Source organism: Tenacibaculum profundi (assembly GCF_057162725.1).
Genome location: NZ_CM169894.1, coordinates 1,539,398 through 1,557,172, shown reverse-complemented (window position 1 = coordinate 1,557,172; position 17,775 = coordinate 1,539,398). Strand labels below are relative to the sequence as shown.

The window sequence follows — 17,775 nt, the reverse complement described above, 5'->3', positions numbered from 1 at the left end:
GGTTTTCTTTAGGGCAAATCATTTTTTCAAAATCAGTCTTGTAAAGACACTTATTTTTAATTCGAATCCATTATTATGGCAAGAAAAAACGAAAAATACACTGTTAAGAAGTTTAACAAAATTTCAATAGGGTTAGCTTCTCCCGAGTCTATTTTAGAGGCTTCAAAAGGAGAGGTTTTAAAGCCCGAAACAATTAATTACCGTACCCACAAACCAGAAAGAGATGGATTGTTTTGTGAACGTATTTTTGGTCCTGTAAAAGATTATGAGTGTGCGTGTGGTAAGTATAAAAGAATCAGATATAAAGGAATTGTTTGTGACCGTTGTGGTGTTGAAGTAACTGAGAAAAAGGTTAGAAGAGATAGAGTAGGTCATATTAATTTAGTGGTTCCTGTAGCACATATATGGTATTTTAGATCATTACCTAACAAAATGGGGTACTTATTAGGGTTACCTTCTAAGAAGTTAGATATGATTATTTACTATGAAAGGTATGTTGTAATACAACCTGGTATAGCAAAAAATTCAGAAGGAGAACCACTACAAAAAATGGATTTTTTAACTGAAGAAGAGTATTTAGATATATTCGATGAACTTCCTCAGGATAATCAATATCTAGAAGATAGTGATCCTAACAAGTTTATTGCAAAAATGGGAGCGGAGTGTTTAATCGATTTATTAGAAAGAATCGATTTAGATGAGCTTTCTTTCCAATTACGTCACAAAGCTAATAACGAAACCTCTAAGCAACGAAAGAACGAGGCTTTAAAGCGTTTAAATGTTGTAGAGGCGTTTAGAGATTCTCAAAAGAATCGTGAGAATAAACCGGAATGGATGATCATGAAGGTTGTTCCAGTTATTCCACCAGAATTACGTCCGTTAGTACCACTAGATGGAGGTCGTTTTGCTACCTCTGATCTGAATGATTTATATCGTCGTGTTATTATTCGTAATAACCGTTTAAAGCGTTTGATGGAGATAAAAGCTCCAGAGGTAATTCTACGTAACGAAAAACGTATGTTACAAGAATCTGTAGATTCCTTATTTGATAACACACGTAAAGCTTCAGCAGTAAAAACTGAATCTAACAGAGCATTAAAATCTTTATCTGATAGTTTAAAAGGTAAGCAAGGTCGTTTCCGTCAAAATTTATTAGGTAAACGTGTTGATTATTCTGCTCGTTCAGTAATTGTTGTTGGACCTGAATTAAAATTATATGAATGTGGATTGCCAAAAGATATGGCGGCTGAATTATATAAGCCTTTTGTAATTAGAAAGTTGATAGAAAGAGGTATTGTTAAAACAGTAAAATCTGCTAAAAAAATTATAGATAGAAAAGATCCTGTTGTTTGGGATATCTTAGAGAATGTAATTAAAGGACATCCAGTTTTATTAAACCGTGCCCCTACCTTACACCGTTTAGGTATTCAAGCATTCCAGCCAAAGTTGATAGAAGGAAAAGCGATTCGTTTACATCCATTAGTATGTACGGCTTTTAACGCCGATTTCGATGGTGATCAGATGGCGGTTCACTTACCATTAGGGCCTGAGGCAATCTTAGAGGCTCAATTATTAATGTTAGCTTCTCACAATATCTTAAATCCAGCAAATGGTGCACCAATAACGGTACCATCTCAGGATATGGTATTAGGTCTTTATTATATGACTAAAGAGCGCAAGTCGACTAAGGAAGTGCCGATAAAAGGGGAAGGGTTAACTTTCTATTCTCCAGAAGAGGTAACAATCGCATATAATGAAGAAAGAGTAGACTTAAATGCTGGTATTACTGTAAGAACTAAGGATTTAAATGAAAATAAAGAATTAGTAACTAAGTTAATAAAAACCACTGTAGGTAGGGTATTATTTAATGAAGTTGTACCTAAGCAAGCAGGATATATTAATGCAGTACTTACTAAAAAATCGTTACGTGACATTATCGGTGGAATTTTGAAAGTTACAGACATTCCAGCGGTAGGTAAGTTCTTAGATAATATCAAGAATATGGGATATAAATTCGCCTTCCAAGGAGGATTATCGTTCTCGTTAGGTGATATTATTATTCCTGAAGAAAAATATAATATGATTGCAAAAGCCAACGAAGAGGTTGATGGGATCATAATGAACTATAATATGGGTATGTTAACCCAAAAAGAGCGTTATAATCAGGTAATTGATATTTGGGGTAGAACTAATAATCAATTAACCGAGCTATCTATGAAACGTTTACGTGAAGATCAGCAAGGATTTAATTCGGTGTTTATGATGCTTGATTCTGGAGCCCGTGGATCGAAAGAACAGATTCGTCAGTTAACTGGTATGCGTGGTCTAATGGCGAAACCAAAGAAATCGACAGCAGGTGGTGGAGAAATTATTGAAAATCCGATTTTATCGAATTTTAAGGAAGGGCTTTCAATTTTAGAATATTTTATTTCAACCCACGGTGCTCGTAAAGGTTTAGCAGATACCGCATTAAAAACCGCAGATGCTGGATACTTGACTCGTCGTTTAGTAGACGTATCTCAGGATGTTATTGTAAATGAGGATAATTGTGGCACATTGAGAGGGTTAGAAATTACGCCACTTAAGAAGAATGATGAAATTGTTGAATCAATTAGCGATAGAGTTTCAGGGCGTACTACATTATACGATGTATATTACCCTAATTCTGATGAACTGATCATTGCTTCTGGAGAATTAATAACTCCTAAGATTGCTGATGTTATCGAAGGCGCTGGTATAGATAAAGTAGAAGTTCGTTCACCTTTAACATGTGAATCTCAAAGAGGTATTTGTGCAAAATGTTACGGGCAAAGTTTATCGACAGGCAAAAAAGTTCAAATTGGTGAAGCTGTAGGTGTTATTGCAGCGCAATCAATTGGAGAGCCAGGTACTCAGTTAACATTACGTACTTTCCACGTAGGAGGTGTTGCTAGTAATACATCCTCTGACAATAAACTAATAGCTAATTTTGATGGTAATGTAACAATTGATGATTTAAGAACTGTTACAAGCAAAGATAATGCTGGAAATACAGTAGATATCGTAATATCCCGTACAACAGAAATTAAAATCATTGACAAAAAGACGGGAGTAACGTTGAGTACTATTAACATTCCATATGGTTCTATTATTTTTGATAAAGATCGTACAGAAATAAAAAAGGGTGATGAAATTTGTGAGTGGGATCCATTTAATGGTGTTATCGTTTCAGAATTTGGTGGTAGAGTAAAGTTTGATAACTTAGAACAAGGAATTAACTATACAGTCGAAATTGATGAACAAACAGGTAAGCAAGAAAAAGTAATTACAGATTCTAAAAATAAAAAGATTATCCCTTCATTGATTATAGAAGATGCTGATGGTAATGCGTTAAGATCATACAGTTTACCTGTTGGTGCACATTTAATGGTTAATAATGGGGATAAGGTTGAAGAAGGTAAAACTTTAGTAAAGATACCAAGAAAGGCAGGTAAAGCAGGTGATATTACTGGAGGTCTTCCTCGTGTAACCGAGCTATTTGAAGCACGAAACCCTTCTAACCCAGCTGTTGTAGCTGAGATAGACGGAGTAGTTTCTTTTGGTAAGATTAAAAGAGGTAATCGTGAGATTTCAATTGAATCTAAAACAGGTGATATAAGAAAATATCTAATAAAATTATCAAATCAAATATTAGTTCAAGAGAATGATTTTATAAAAGCAGGTATGCCTTTATCCGATGGAGCTATTACTCCTGTAGATATTTTAAATATCAAAGGGCCTTCTGCAGTTCAAGAGTATTTGGTAAATGAGATACAAGATGTATATCGTTTACAAGGAGTAAAAATTAATGATAAACACTTCGAAGTTGTTGTTAGACAAATGATGCGTAAAGTCAGAATTATAGATTCAGGAGATACTTTATTTTTAGAGAATCAGTTAATTCATAAGAATGATTTTGTCCAACAAAATGATGATATTTACGGTAAAAAAGTGGTTGAGGATGCAGGAGATTCTCAAAAACTAAGATCAGGACAGATGATAACAGCTCGTCAACTTAGGGATGAGAATTCAGCTTTAAGACGCGCAGACAAGGATCTAGTTGTTGCTAGAGATGCTGAGCCAGCTACAGCAGAACAGGTATTGCAAGGTATTACAAGAGCATCTTTACAAACCAGATCTTTTATATCTGCTGCATCGTTCCAGGAAACAACTAAAGTATTAAATGAGGCTGCTGTAAGTGGTAAAGTAGATAGTTTAGAGGGATTAAAGGAAAATGTAATTGTAGGAAAAAGAATTCCTGCAGGAACAGGTATGAGAACCTATGACTCTCTAGTAGTTGGACCTAAAGATGAAATAGAGAGAAGTTTATAATTTTTGTTTTTTTAATAAACAAGGAAATAATAAAAAGACCTCTACTTTGTAGTAGAGGTCTTTATTTTGTAATAATAAATAACTTATGGAAGATAGTAATAATAATAATAATAAGGAGCCTCAATTAAATATAGAGTTAGATCAAGATGTAGCTGAAGGTACATACAGTAATTTAGCTATTATTAATCATTCAACTGCTGAGTTTATAGTAGATTTTGTTAATATAATGCCAGGAGTTCCTAAAGCAAAAGTAAAGTCTAGAATAATTTTGACACCCCAGCATGCAAAAAGGTTGGCGAAAGCTCTTGCTGATAATGTCAGAAAATTTGAGCAAGTACACGGGGAAATAAAAGATTATGAACAACCACCCATCCCAATGAATTTTGGTGGGACTACAGGAGAAGCTTAATTTATTATTAACGAAATAAAGAAGAGAAGAAATATTTTAAATATTTCTTCTCTATACTACCTATTAAAACGAACTTTTAAATTAAAAAGTTTTAAAAGCCCTCTAAATTAGCGATAAAAGTAGTATGAAATTAAATATATTAGTTAATAAGTATAGTTTCATAGTTCAATTAAAAATATCAATCTATAAAGTTCCCTGAATAAAAAAAGCTCCCGAAGGAGCCGATAATACAAAGGGGAAATATCATTGTAGTGTTTATAAAACAAATATTATGAATCTTTCCCTACTAAATTAGAGTAGTGAAAAAGATAAAAAAATCTTAAAATTTTTTTATCTTTTTAAGATGTCTATTGGAATTAAGTATCAAATATTTAATTAAAAACAAAAATTCTTTTTGCTATAAAAAAAATCTATTTGACTTATATAGATTCTAAATACCAATACTTATCCTTTTTATACCGTGTTAAAACGGGATTTATTTATTATATAAATTAATCTTAGGCATAGAAATTATAGTTTTTTCCAAATTAAATATTCAAGATTATCCACACTTTTTATTGCATAAAAACCCATATGAATATAAAATAAATATTCTAAATTGAAATTTAGCTTTTAAAGCTAAACCTTTCACATAAGTATTACTGTGATAGTGTTAATACTACTTTAGTTAATAATTATTTTAGTCTTTATTGTCTGTTTTATCAGTAACGCTCAACTAAAGCTATAAAAAAATACCATAACAAAATATGATATTTATCAACTTTTATATTTTTATGCATCTCCAAAAATTAAAGTATGAGTCGTAAATGCGAACAATGTATCGCTAGTAAACTAAATTCTTTAAAATCATTGTCAAAAGAAGAGCTATTCAGAATATCAAATTGTAAAAAAACAAAGTTTTTAAAGAAAGGAGGAATACTATTTGATCAAGGAGTCCATATAAATGGAATATACTGCATTCAAAAAGGAGTATGTAAGGTTTCAAAAATGGGCGATAATGGAAGAGATCAGATATTAAATTTTGCCAAACAAGGTGATCTGATTGGTGAAAGAAGTTTAATAAGTAACGAGGTCTCCAATCTTAAAGCTATTGCTGTCAGTAACATGGAAGTTTGTTTTATACCTAAAGAGGAAATTATAAGAGATCTAGAAAAAAACACTAATTTTTCAATGTCAGTTTTAAAGAAAATGGCATTATCATTAAAAAAATCAGATGATATCATTGTTGATATGGCTCAGAAAACTGTAAAGCAACGTCTTGCGTCTATATTATTATTCTTAGAAGACCAATTTACAAAAGATGAAGAGGGAGAAGATATAGAAATAAACCTCTCACGTGAGGATATAGCTAGTATTGTGGGAACAGCTACCGAATCAGCGATTCGATTATTATCTGATTTTAAAAAGAAAAGGTTAATTGAGCTAAGAGGTAGAAAAATATTTGTCATTAATAGAAAAGGACTCCATAAATTAGCAAGAGGACTTTAGCCTATTTTGAGTAAACGCACGAATCTACTAAGGTTATTATCGTTTTGGTAACTATGCAAAAGTGTAATTAAACTTCTAAGTAGTTTTAATCCATAAGATAAGTTCAAAACTTTTTAAAAAGTGTTTTTTGATTTATAAAAATATACTTAGGTATATTTTTTCAATTTTTTAACATATGGTTCTATAACTATATTTTGATCTTTTAACCAATTATCATTATAATAAGTATTAAGGTAGCGATCACCATTGTCACATATCATGGTAACAATGCTTCCTTTTTGTTTATTTGCGACTAATTCTTCCGCTAAATTAAGTGTAGCATATACATTTGTACCTGTAGAACCGCCACATTTACGACCTAAAATTAACGATAACCACCTTAATGTAGCAATTGATTCAGCATCTTTTACTTTGATCATTTTATCAATAACATCGGGTTGAAAAGAGGGCTCAACTCTTGGTCTACCAATACCCTCAATTCTTGATCCTATTTTAGAGGTTAAATGTTTATTTCGAGTTTGGTAGTATTCAAAGAAAACCGAGTTTTCAGGGTCAGTTACTGCTAATTTTGTATTTAAATTGTATGTAGGATTATATTTTATATAACGACCAATTGTTGCTGAAGTTCCACCAGTACCAGCCCCAACAACAATCCAAGATGGAATTTTATATTCTTCTTTACTCATTTGTTCGAATATACTTTCCGCTATGTTGTTATTACCTCTCCAATCAGTAGCTCGTTCTGCATAGGTAAATTGGTCCATATAATGCCCGTTAATTTTACGAGTCAAAGATTCAGCTTCAGTATATATATTAGTTGAAGGTACTTTGATGCATTTTCCACCATTAAACTCTATAAGTTTTATTTTTTCTTCAGAAGTAGATTCTGGTAACACTGCAATAAATGGTAGTCCTAGTAATTTTGCAAAGTAGGCTTCTGATATTGCCGTACTTCCCGATGATGCTTCAACGATCGTTGTATTAGAGTTAATTTTACCATTACATAATCCATATAAAAATAATGATCTTGCTAAGCGGTGCTTTAAGCTTCCACTAGGATGTGTTGATTCATCTTTTAAATAGATATGTACGTCTTTAAAGTAAGGTAAATCTAATTTAATCAGATGCGTGTCTGCTGATCTATTATAGTCCGCTTTTATTTTATTTATTGCTTCACATACCCATTTTTTATGTTCCATTTCTATTTAATTTAATAGATTTAATATTTTAACTAGTAATTACAACTCTTACAGAAGAATAGATCTATGTACCAGATATCCAACTCCTTGATTTTGTAAATGTAATAAAACCTTTTTTTAATTCAATACATATCTAAAAATGAGGGGAACTTTATTACAATAATTTAAATTGTATAGGCTTTTTTATGCTTATATAAAAAAGAAGTTTCATGAAGTAATTAACCTGTATTTAAAACCATGAAAATTATAAGGCTATAACTTTTTTATTATTTCTTTTTCTTACTCATGTTTATCTTTTGTATTGAAAGAATTAAAAGCATATAATTAAATGAGTAACTAAAAAACAACCTGATGGGCTGTTTTTATATTAATTATTGGGAATAACGAAAGTTTATGTTATTTGGAAAATCCATTTATTTTTCATTACTCTTTACTTTATCAATAAAATTCTGTAATTTTTTTCCATAGTCAGAAGATTTTACTCTATTTGATAAACTATTGTTTATAGTATCTAGTAACTTAATATTTGCATCATATAATTCAGTAAGTGCAATATAAGGAGCGGCTTCACTGTTAGAATTTGCAATTGCAAAATTTGTAGCAAATAAAAATCTTCTTCGGATTATTTTTTTTCTTTCTTTATCTACTTCATTAAGTAATAGTTCATCATTATTTTTCTTAGCTTCAAATTCTTTTTTAATTAATTGTAATTTTTTATCATTAAATTTTTGATCAATTTTTCTAAACTTGTCCATTATGATTTGATTTTTAGATCCTTTTATAATAGGTCTAAAACCAAATTCATTTACCTTGTCTATTATCGAAATTTCTCCTTTTTCACCGAAAAACAAAAGTCGCTTATCGTTTGTATTTCCATCAAATGTCAAGTAGTACATTTCAGGATTATCGATATTATCAGTTAAAGTAAAGGTATCCTTACCTAAAAGAGAGATAGAATCTACAGTTACAAGTAGGGTGTCTTTCATTTTTTGTAAGTATAGCGTTCCTTTTTTTAATCCTTTAATTTGTCCCTTAACAATCATATTTCCTTTTTCTTTAGAAGAGCAACTAATAATTAATAATGATGTTACAAACGTTAAAATTAATTTTTTCATGTTTTGTTGGTAGTTTTTTGTATTTTGAGTTGACTTTTTATTAAATAGTTTGGCTACAAATATGCATAAAATTTACGGATTTTATGATAAATCAATTGTAGCATCGAAGTAAGTTGTTTTATTTATTTAGATAAAAATGAGTAATGTTTAGAAGAATTAACTTACCCATTTCATCATCAAAGCACAGGCAAAAGCTCCGTAGGTCCCCAGAGCATATCCTAGTACTGCAAGAAGGACACCAACCGGCGCTAGTGAAGGGTGAAAAGCACCAGCAACAACTGGAGCTGACGCTGCTCCACCGATATTTGCTTTTGAACCAACTGCTAAAAAGAAGTATGGAGCTTTAATAATCTTAGCAACCACAAATAGTAAAACAACATGAATAATCATCCAGACAAAGCCTATAGCAAATAAACTAATATTTTCGACAATGGCATTCAAATTCATTTTCATACCTATAGAGGCTACTAAAATATAAATAAAAACAGAACCTATTTTACTAGCACCAGCACCTTCGTATTTTCTTATTTTAGTAAAAGAAAGAAGAACGCCTATGGTAGTGGACATAATAATTAGCCAGAAAAAAGAGCTCCCTAGACCGAAGTCTACTAAAAAAGATAGATTATTTTTAATCCACCCACCAAAATTATCTCCTATAAAATGTCCTACAGAGGTTACCCCAAATGCAATTCCTAGTAAAATGATCAGATCATTGAACGTTGGTATTTTTGAAGATTCAGTAGTGAACTTTTCCATTTTATTTTTAAGATTAGTGATAGAAGAATTATCAGCTTTAAACCATTTATCAATAGCATCTGAATTAGCAACTCCCAGAAGCAAGAAAGCCATCCATACTTCAGCTACTAATACATCAACTACAGCCATAATACTAAATAAACTGTCTCCGACTTCCCATTGCTCTTTCATGGCTAGTTGATTAGCGCCGCCGCCGATCCAGCTACCAGCCACTGTTGAAAGACCTTTCCATAATTCAGTCCCTTCAACATTAGTTAAAATATCAGGAGCAATACTACTTAATAATAATATTGCTATGGGACCACCTATAATTACACCAATCGTGGCAGTTAAAAACATAATTAAAGCTTTCGGTCCTAGTTTAAAAACACCTCTTAAGTCTATGCTAAGTGTAAGTAATACTAAAGAAGCGGGAAGTAAAAATCGTGACGATATATAATAAATTTTACTACTACCAATAAATGAACTATACTGTTCAAAAGGTATATTATTTGATAAAATAAAATTCTTTAATCCTTTTAAATCATAAATTCCATTCATATTGTTGTATGTTTTCTTTAAATGAGCAATAGTCTCACTTACATCAATCCATTTGTCTGCTATAATATTTAAAGAACTAAAAATAGATGGAATAAAATAACATAAAAGTAATGCTGGAACAATTCTATAAAATTTAGTAAAACCATTAAGGTTTGATGTATAGAAAATTGTGGCTAAAATAATGCATAATATGCCAAATATCATGGTGTCGTTTGCAAAGAAGGGAATATCATTATTAATTTCAGAAATACTCATCAATAAAAAATTTAGGCTAATTTATATAAATTATTTAGTTATTTGGGTATTGAAAATTACTCCTATTTGAATTCTATTTAGTTTTATTGTTTTATCTGATATATGCATATAACCAGCTTTTAAATTTATAGAATTTGATAGTTTGTAAGTCAATCCCCCACCAACCCAATTTTGGGCATAAGTTTCATTTGGGAAATGAAAAAATATTTCGTCAAATATAAAAGCATTAATATTTTTTGTCAAAGGATAACTAAGTCCTATTTGGTATCGAATCCAATGTAATATGTCACCTGTGAAAAATCGATGTTCTATACGTAACCGATGAGCTAATTTTAATTTTGAGATTTTATGGTTGATGTTAAAGTCCTCATATATCCTGTGTTCATCTATATTACCACCATTTTCTTGAAAAGTATGGTCAGTATTCAGATAAGCGTAACCACCAGTAAAACTTATTTCTTTATTAAGTATTAAGTTAGCTCCAACACGAAAAAGATACTGTTGTAAATCATTAGTAAAGTCAAACATTCTAAAGTGGGCTAGCGATTTTAACTTCCAATTTTGCGAGAGTTGAAAATTACCACCGTACATATACCACACACCTAAGGAATTTTCAGGATTCTTTTGACTTAGTAAATTGTATGAACTAAATAAAAGACACAAAAACATTAAATTTTTCATTGTACTCAATTTATATTAACCTTTTATCATTAATCTAATTATTGACTTCTATAAGATGATCAATAATTTGAACGTCGTTTGTTATAGGCTAGTAATAACAAGTATTAATATAAGTTAATTTAATGAGAAAGATTTAGTTTTTTTAAATGGAGAAATTGTTATCTTTTCTATTTTTAACTTGTATTTATTCCATTCTTTAGAGAAAAAATTATTTGTTTTTTGTATTGCTTTGTCAAGGCTATCTTCAAGTTGATCAATTAATTGGCTTTCAGTTTTCGTTTGATTTCCCGGTCTACTTTCAATATACCTATTAGCCATATTTAACCTTTGATAAATAGAAATATTTTGATTCCTTGTTATCCCTTGTCTTTTATCAACTTTTCCAATATAAAAAATAAGAAGAGTATCTATTTTTTTTAATATGGATTTTGAATCACTAATAAGATTCTCATACTTTTTATCTTTTTCCTTAGCTAACTTATTTTCGTAATCAACTGTTATTTTTCTACTTTCGTTTAATTGATTTACAATTTCAGAGATCTTCTTTTTATACTTTTCTATTTTTTTTAAAGAAGTATATTTATCTTCTATTGCTTGTTTTGAAAAAGATAATCGTGGATCGTATTTGACATCTATATCTTGAATAGATATGTTATCACCATAAAACATCTTAATCTTATAGGTACCTGGCTTTACTGTAACACCAGAAGGTTCTATTTTAGAATTTTTTATTTCTCTTGAAGGACTTTCAACTCCTTTTTCGTCTAGAAACCAATTAATTTTATGAACACCATTTTCTTTTGGAGTTTTATTTTTGAGAGTCCTGATAAGATGATTCTCAGCATAAATCTCAAATTTTATGCTATCGAATTTAACTTTGATTTCCTTTTTCTCTAGATTTTTGCCTTTAATCTTTTTAGAAACATCTTCTTTAGGAACATTTAAAAAGTAAGAAATAATAGCTCCGTATTGTTTATTTTCTCCATTAAATTCAGCATCACCACCAAAACGACTTCCTGTTGGCTGTTGAAAAAAAGAGTTATAAGCTGTTTGAGGTTTAAACAAAGTTATATTACTTTTTAAGAGCTCTTTGTTTTTAGCTATTTCTCTAAGGGGGGTTATATCGTCTAGAATCCATGCTGCTCTTCCGAAAGTTCCTATTATCAAGTCATTTTCACGTGGTTGAATAGCTAAATCTTTTACAGGAACTGTAGGGAAATCATTTGTCCATTTTGTCCATTTTTTTCCTGCGTTTATGGAAACATAAAGTCCATCATCAGTACCTAAGAATAAAAGGTTAGCTGTGATTGGGTCTTCAATAATACAAAGAGCGTAGCTTTCTACATCTCCTTGTTCAACTATGCGCTCCCATGTTTTACCGTAATTTTTTGTTCTAAACACATAAGGTTTGTAATTAAAACGCCTATAATCATTTGCTACTAGTAAAGCTTCACCGCTATTTTTATTAGAAGCTTTTATTTGTGTAATCCAGCTGTTTTTCGGAAGTTCTTTAATATTGTCCGAGATGTTAGTCCAGTTAGTTCCTCCATCTTTTGTATAACTTATTTGACCATCATCTGTTGCTACCCATAACATATCTTTTTCTAGAGGAGAGGGTTCAATCACTAAAATTGTACAATGATTTTCTGCACCAGTAGCATCCATAGTTAATCCTCCACTTTCCGATTGTTTTAATTTGTTTTTATCATTAGTTGTTAGATCAGGAGAAATAATTTCCCAAGTCAAGCCTTTATCAATAGATTTGTGAACAAATTGACTTCCAAAATAGATAGTGGAATTGTTAAAAGGATCAATATTAATGGCAGCATTCCAGTTAAAGCGAAGCTTGGTATTTGGATCTGGATGAGTAGGGCGAACAGTGAAATTATTACCAGTAATATAATCATACCTTGAAACAAAACCTTGCTGACTCATGGCCCAACCATAACGTGAATTATCTTTGTCAGGCACAACATCAAAACCATCTCCAAAAGCTATTTCTTGCCAGTAAGAATTCCTAATTCCTTGATATTTCCATACGTAGGCAGGTCCTCTCCATGAACCGTTATCTTGCATGCCACCATAGATATTGTAAGGGAAATCATTATCAAAATTTATATGATAAAATTGAGCTACAGGTAAATTACCTATGAATCTCCATGATTTACCATAATCGTGAGTTATATTAAGGCCTCCATCATTACCGTCAATCATAAAAGAACCATCTTTTGGATGAATCCACCAGGCGTGATGATCAGGATGTATTCCATTTGAAACTCCATACGCAGGCATTAATTGTTCAAAGTTTTTTCCTCCATCCTCTGATACATTTACATATGTAAATATTGTATATAGTCTGTTTTCATTTTGTGGATCTACATAAATGTCTGAATAATAAAAAGGACGATTTCCAATGCCTTTTTTATCATTTATTTTTTTCCATTTAAATCCACCATCTGTACTTTTGAATAGTGCATTTTTTTTTGATTCTATTAAAGCGTAAATAACATTTGGATTTGAAGGGGATATAGCTATGCCGATTCTTCCTAGAGCTCCTTCAGGAATTCCTTCTTCGGAAGTTATTTTTTTCCATGAATCTCCTCCATCGTGTGTTATATATAATCCACTTCCTTTACCTCCTGATTTAAAAAACCAAGGGTCTCGTTTATGCTCCCACATTGCAGCGATTAGTTTGTTTGGGTTTGAGGGATCCATTACTAGGTCAGCTGCCCCAGTTTTATTGTTTTCAAATAAGATTTGTTTCCACGTTCTACCTCCATTTGTCGTTTTGTAAACACCTCTTTCAGAATGTACTCCCCAAGGAGAGCCTATTGCAGCTACGTAAATGATATCGGGGTCATTAGGGTCAATTATAATTCTGTGAATATGTCTTGTTTTTTCAAGCCCCATGGACTTCCAAGTTTTTCCTGCATCTAATGATTTGAATATACCAAACCCTCCGTTCAAACTATTTCTTGGGTTTCCTTCTCCAGTTCCAACCCAAATAATGCTTGGATTCGATTGTTGAATTGCTAAAGCTCCAATAGAAGCAGTCACTTCTTTTTCAAAAATAGGATTCCAGTCAATACCTTTTGAGGTAGACTTCCATACCCCTCCAGATGCGGTACCAACATAAATTATATCTGGGTTTTTCAAGACAACATCAATGGCTGTGATTCTTCCGCTCATACCCCCAGGCCCAATGTTTCTTGGTTTCATATTTTTAAATAATTCCAAGTTTAGTTCCTGAGATTTTGATATATAGCTTGTTATTAAGAGAGCAATAAAGAGAAGTTTTTTCATAATGTTGATTTTTATTGGTTTGAATTCAAAAATGATTGATAGCAAAAAATCCATTAAAAGTACAAATAAAACTTCTTAAAAGAAACATACGTTATTAGACAAAACTAATTACTAGTGCTTATTTTTGATAGATGAACTTTTTTTAATAAAACTAGTCCTGTTCTTTTTTAGGTTCTCTTTTTGCATCTTTCAACGTTTTCATTAACATCCATTCAATTTGTCCATTCGTAGAGCGAAATTCGTCAGAAGCCCACTTTTCAATTGCTTTGAGCATTTCTTCATTTATCCTTAACGCAAATGCCTTTTTCTTTGCCATGATTATTGTTCTAAGATGTTATTTTCTAATTCTTTTGAAATAAGCAAGCTTATGATCATTTTTTAATTCTTGTTAGAGCAGATGATTGAATGTATAGTGACTTGTTTCAATATGAAATTTCTTAACAAAAAAGTAATGAAATAATTATTTGAAACTAGACTTTTAAAAAGTAGGTCTAACGATTCTTATCTCTCTCTAAAATTATTCTAGTGGATTGCTCAGCAATATTAATAACTTTCCATCCTTTTTTTGCAAATGAGTTTAGGGTGTCTTCAAGTTTTTGATTATTACCACTTAATCCTATTTTCCAACTAATTACTTTATATTCCTTCATGATTATTTATTAATGGTTTAAAGTACCTGTGTTTACTACAGGAGAGGCTTCTTTGTCACCGCACAGTACTACCATTAAATTACTAACCATAGCAGCTTTACGTTCTTCATCCAATTCTACAATTTCTTTTTTACTAAGCTCCTCTAATGCCATTTCTACCATACTTACAGCCCCTTCAACAATTTTATGTCTTGCAGCTACTATAGCGGTTGCTTGTTGTCTTTTTAACATAGCACTAGCAATTTCCTGCGCGTAAGCCAAATAGCCAATCCGAGCTTCTAAAACTTCAATACCTGCTATTGCTAGACGTTCTTCTAGTTCTTTTTCAAGGGTATCACTAACCTCATTTAAACTGGACCTTAATGTAATATCTTCCTCGTGATTTTCATCTGCAAAGTTGTCATAAGGGTACATGCTAGCTAATTTCCTTACTGCAGCGTCTGTTTGAACACGTACAAAGTTTTCATAATTGTCAACATCAAAAGCAGCTTTATAGGTTTCGGTTACTTTCCATACTAAAATAGTGCTAATCATAACAGGGTTACCAAGTTTGTCATTAACTTTTAATCTTTCGCTGTCAAAATTACTCGCTCTAAGTGAAATTGTTTTTTTTCGATAAAGCGGGTTTGCCCAGAATAAACCATTTTGTTTGATTGTGCCTACATATTTTCCAAAAAAAAGAATCACTTTTGACGAGTTTGGGTTTACAAGAATAAATCCAAAGAAGAGTATGAAGCCAATAATTGTAGCTAGTAAATATATTGGATTACCTGCTTTTATGGTCATGAATATACCAGTTGTAAATAAAATAATGGCTATTAAGAATAATAAATAACCGTTTGCGGGTTTGATAATTTTTTCTGTTTTCATTTAGTAGTTGATTTATTATGATATCAAATTAATATTACAAATATATTATTATTTTTTGTTTAATATAATTTTTTATAGTTTGGGATTTTATAAATTTGCTAAAAATAAATTTAATGAGGAAACAGTTTTTAGTTGGGGTAATAAGTTTTTTTGCAATATTTAAAGCCTATTCATTCGAAGTTTGGGGGCCAACAGGGCATAGAGCAACAGGTGAAATAGCTGAAAAATATTTAACAAGGAAAGCTAAAAGAAATATTAATAAATTGTTAAAGGGGCAAAGCTTAGCTTTTGTATCAACATTCGCAGATGAAATAAAATCAGATAAAAAATATAATGAGTTTTATGCATGGCATTATATAAATATGTCAATTGATAAGACTTATGGTATAAGTGTGAAGAATAAAAAAGGAGATTTAGTAACAGGGATACAGAGTTGTATAGATGTTCTTAAATCTAAAAACAACTCGGTTAAAGAAAAAGCTTTTTATCTAAAAATGTTAGTTCATTTATTAGGAGATTTACACCAACCGTTACACATAGGTAGAAAAATAGACAAAGGAGGGAACTCTATTCGGTTAAAATGGCATGGTGAAGAAACTAATTTGCACAAAGTTTGGGATGAAAATTTACTTGATAAATGGGGTATGAGTTACTCAGAAATAGCCGATAATACGAAAAGATTAAATAAAAACCAACTAAATGAAATACAGAAAGGAACGGTTAAAGATTGGGTTCATGAAACGCATGAGCTGACAAAGAGAATATACAGTTCAGCAGATACAGGAGATAACCTAAAATATAAATACTCTTATGAATATATGCCTGTAGTTAGACAGCAATTGCATAAAGGAGGAATCAGGTTGGCCATGATTCTGAATAAAATTTTTGGTTAATGAGGTTTATCTAGTCAACTTAATAAAAACATCCTTAAACTTAAATTTAAGGATGTTTTTTTTGTTAACTATCTTTTAATTAGTTATTTTAGGTTGAGCAAGAGTTTAGCATGAAAAAAAAATATATTTGTTTTTGTTTACTATTTGTCTTTGTTTGGGAGCTTAAATCTCAGGAATATGGTTTAAATATAAAAACGCTGAATTATGAAGAGTTAAAACCTATTTTGAATAGACAAGATGATAAAATTTATGTAATTAATTTTTGGGCGACTTGGTGTATACCGTGTGTTAAAGAGCTTCCAGCTTTTGAAAGATTAAGGGAGGAGTATAATGATAGAAATGTTGAAGTTATTTTAGTAAGCCTTGACTTATCAAGTCAAAAGGATAATGTAGTTATTCCTTTTTTAAAGAGAAAGAGAATTAAATCTCCCGTTTTTATTTTTAATGATTCTAACGAACAAATTTGGATTGAGGATATATCCAAAGACTGGACAGGGTCAATACCAAGTACTTTAATATATAATAAAAAGCAAAGAATATTTTATGAGAGAACATTCAGTTACAAAAAATTAAATGAAGTATTACAAGCTTTTGTAAATTAAAAGTCATGAAAATTATCAAAAAAATCTCAATAATTTTAATTTATCTAACGTGTATGTCTTACACATCAAAAAGTGTTAAGCTCAAAGGATATAATGTAGGAGATGTTGTCACGGATTTTTCTTTAAAAAATGTTGATGGTAAAATGGTGTCTTTGAAAGATTATAAAAACTCAAGAGGTTTTATAATAATTTTTACATCTAATACTTGCTCTTATTCAGTAGCGTACGAAGATAAGATTATCAATCTCGATAAGAAATATAAAAATAAAGGTTTTCCTGTAATAGCAATAAATTCAAATGATCCAGTTGCTTCACCGGGAGATAGCCATGAAAAAATGCAAGAACGAGCAAAGGAAAAAAGTTTTACATTTCCTTATTTATTTGATGAAGATCAAAATGTCTTATTAAAGTTTGGTGTAAACAAAACACCGTATGCCTATGTTTTAGAGAAAAGAAATGATAGGATGATCATACAATATATTGGAGTTATTGATGATAGTTTTTTAGGTCTAAATAAAGTAAAAAGATCTTTTGTAGAAGAAGCGATTGTATCTATTTTGAATGGTAAAAAGCCAATAATATCAAACACGGAAGTTCAAGCTGATGGTTGCACTGTCAAGACAAAGCTTAAATAAAATAACTTTAATTGTTTAGTATAAGGATT

14 protein-coding genes are annotated in these 17,775 nt (G+C 30.8%); 6 read left to right on the top strand and 8 right to left on the bottom strand.

Features of this window, described 5'->3' with window-relative positions; all coding sequences use genetic code 11:
• Positions 1-75: 75 nt before the first annotated feature.
• The 3 genes from rpoC (at position 76) to AC2GW8_RS06295 (ending at position 6,247) form a co-directional block, all read left to right on the top strand.
• Positions 76-4,350, top strand: coding sequence for a DNA-directed RNA polymerase subunit beta' (rpoC, locus tag AC2GW8_RS06305; RefSeq protein ID WP_440881924.1), 4,275 nt, complete (start codon positions 76-78; stop codon positions 4,348-4,350).
• Positions 4,351-4,435: 85 nt separating this feature from the next.
• The gene (locus AC2GW8_RS06300) at positions 4,436-4,759 is read left to right on the top strand and encodes a DUF3467 domain-containing protein (protein ID WP_440881923.1); all 324 of its coding nucleotides are present in this window, start codon (positions 4,436-4,438) and stop codon (positions 4,757-4,759) included.
• A 795-nt stretch (positions 4,760-5,554) separates the two neighbouring features.
• A complete protein-coding gene (locus tag AC2GW8_RS06295; protein WP_440881922.1) occupies positions 5,555-6,247 on the top strand; it encodes a Crp/Fnr family transcriptional regulator in 693 nt (230 codons plus the stop codon).
• 146 nt (positions 6,248-6,393) lie between these two features.
• On the opposite strand, the gene AC2GW8_RS06290 is transcribed toward AC2GW8_RS06295, so the two are convergent.
• From AC2GW8_RS06290 to AC2GW8_RS06255, 8 genes are all read right to left on the bottom strand, one after another.
• Entirely contained in the window at positions 6,394-7,446 is a 1,053-nt protein-coding gene (locus AC2GW8_RS06290) for a PLP-dependent cysteine synthase family protein (protein WP_440881921.1), read from the bottom strand.
• 413 nt (positions 7,447-7,859) lie between these two features.
• Complete coding sequence (locus AC2GW8_RS06285) at positions 7,860-8,561, bottom strand: DUF4369 domain-containing protein (protein ID WP_440881920.1); 702 nt, start codon at positions 8,559-8,561, stop codon at positions 7,860-7,862.
• 156 nt (positions 8,562-8,717) lie between these two features.
• Positions 8,718-10,112, bottom strand: a complete 1,395-nt coding sequence (locus AC2GW8_RS06280; protein ID WP_440881919.1) for a DUF819 family protein — start codon at positions 10,110-10,112, stop codon at positions 8,718-8,720.
• A gap of 30 nt (positions 10,113-10,142) precedes the next feature.
• Entirely contained in the window at positions 10,143-10,793 is a 651-nt protein-coding gene (locus tag AC2GW8_RS06275) for a DUF2490 domain-containing protein (RefSeq protein WP_440881918.1), read from the bottom strand.
• A gap of 114 nt (positions 10,794-10,907) precedes the next feature.
• Positions 10,908-14,096 carry a VPS10 domain-containing protein gene (locus AC2GW8_RS06270; RefSeq protein ID WP_440881917.1) on the bottom strand — a complete coding sequence of 1,063 codons (3,189 nt, stop codon included), beginning with the start codon at positions 14,094-14,096 and terminating at the stop codon, positions 10,908-10,910.
• Between the two features lie 151 nt (positions 14,097-14,247).
• Positions 14,248-14,412, bottom strand: coding sequence for a type II toxin-antitoxin system antitoxin (locus AC2GW8_RS06265; protein ID WP_440881916.1), 165 nt, complete (start codon positions 14,410-14,412; stop codon positions 14,248-14,250).
• 175 nt (positions 14,413-14,587) lie between these two features.
• Positions 14,588-14,746: a DUF4177 domain-containing protein gene (locus tag AC2GW8_RS06260; protein ID WP_440881915.1), complete on the bottom strand. Its 159-nt coding sequence runs from the start codon at positions 14,744-14,746 to the stop codon at positions 14,588-14,590.
• A gap of 9 nt (positions 14,747-14,755) precedes the next feature.
• Positions 14,756-15,616, bottom strand: coding sequence for an SPFH domain-containing protein (locus tag AC2GW8_RS06255; RefSeq protein WP_440881914.1), 861 nt, complete (start codon positions 15,614-15,616; stop codon positions 14,756-14,758).
• Positions 15,617-15,729: 113 nt separating this feature from the next.
• Between AC2GW8_RS06255 and AC2GW8_RS06250 the strand changes: the two genes are divergently transcribed.
• The 3 genes from AC2GW8_RS06250 (at position 15,730) to AC2GW8_RS06240 (ending at position 17,746) form a co-directional block, all read left to right on the top strand.
• Complete coding sequence (locus AC2GW8_RS06250; RefSeq protein WP_440881913.1) at positions 15,730-16,509, top strand: S1/P1 nuclease; 780 nt, start codon at positions 15,730-15,732, stop codon at positions 16,507-16,509.
• 110 nt (positions 16,510-16,619) lie between these two features.
• Positions 16,620-17,111: a TlpA disulfide reductase family protein gene (locus AC2GW8_RS06245; RefSeq protein ID WP_440881912.1), complete on the top strand. Its 492-nt coding sequence runs from the start codon at positions 16,620-16,622 to the stop codon at positions 17,109-17,111.
• A gap of 5 nt (positions 17,112-17,116) precedes the next feature.
• On the top strand, positions 17,117-17,746 hold the full coding sequence (locus AC2GW8_RS06240; protein ID WP_440881911.1) for a thioredoxin family protein: 630 nt from the start codon (positions 17,117-17,119) through the stop codon (positions 17,744-17,746).
• Positions 17,747-17,775: the final 29 nt, after the last annotated feature.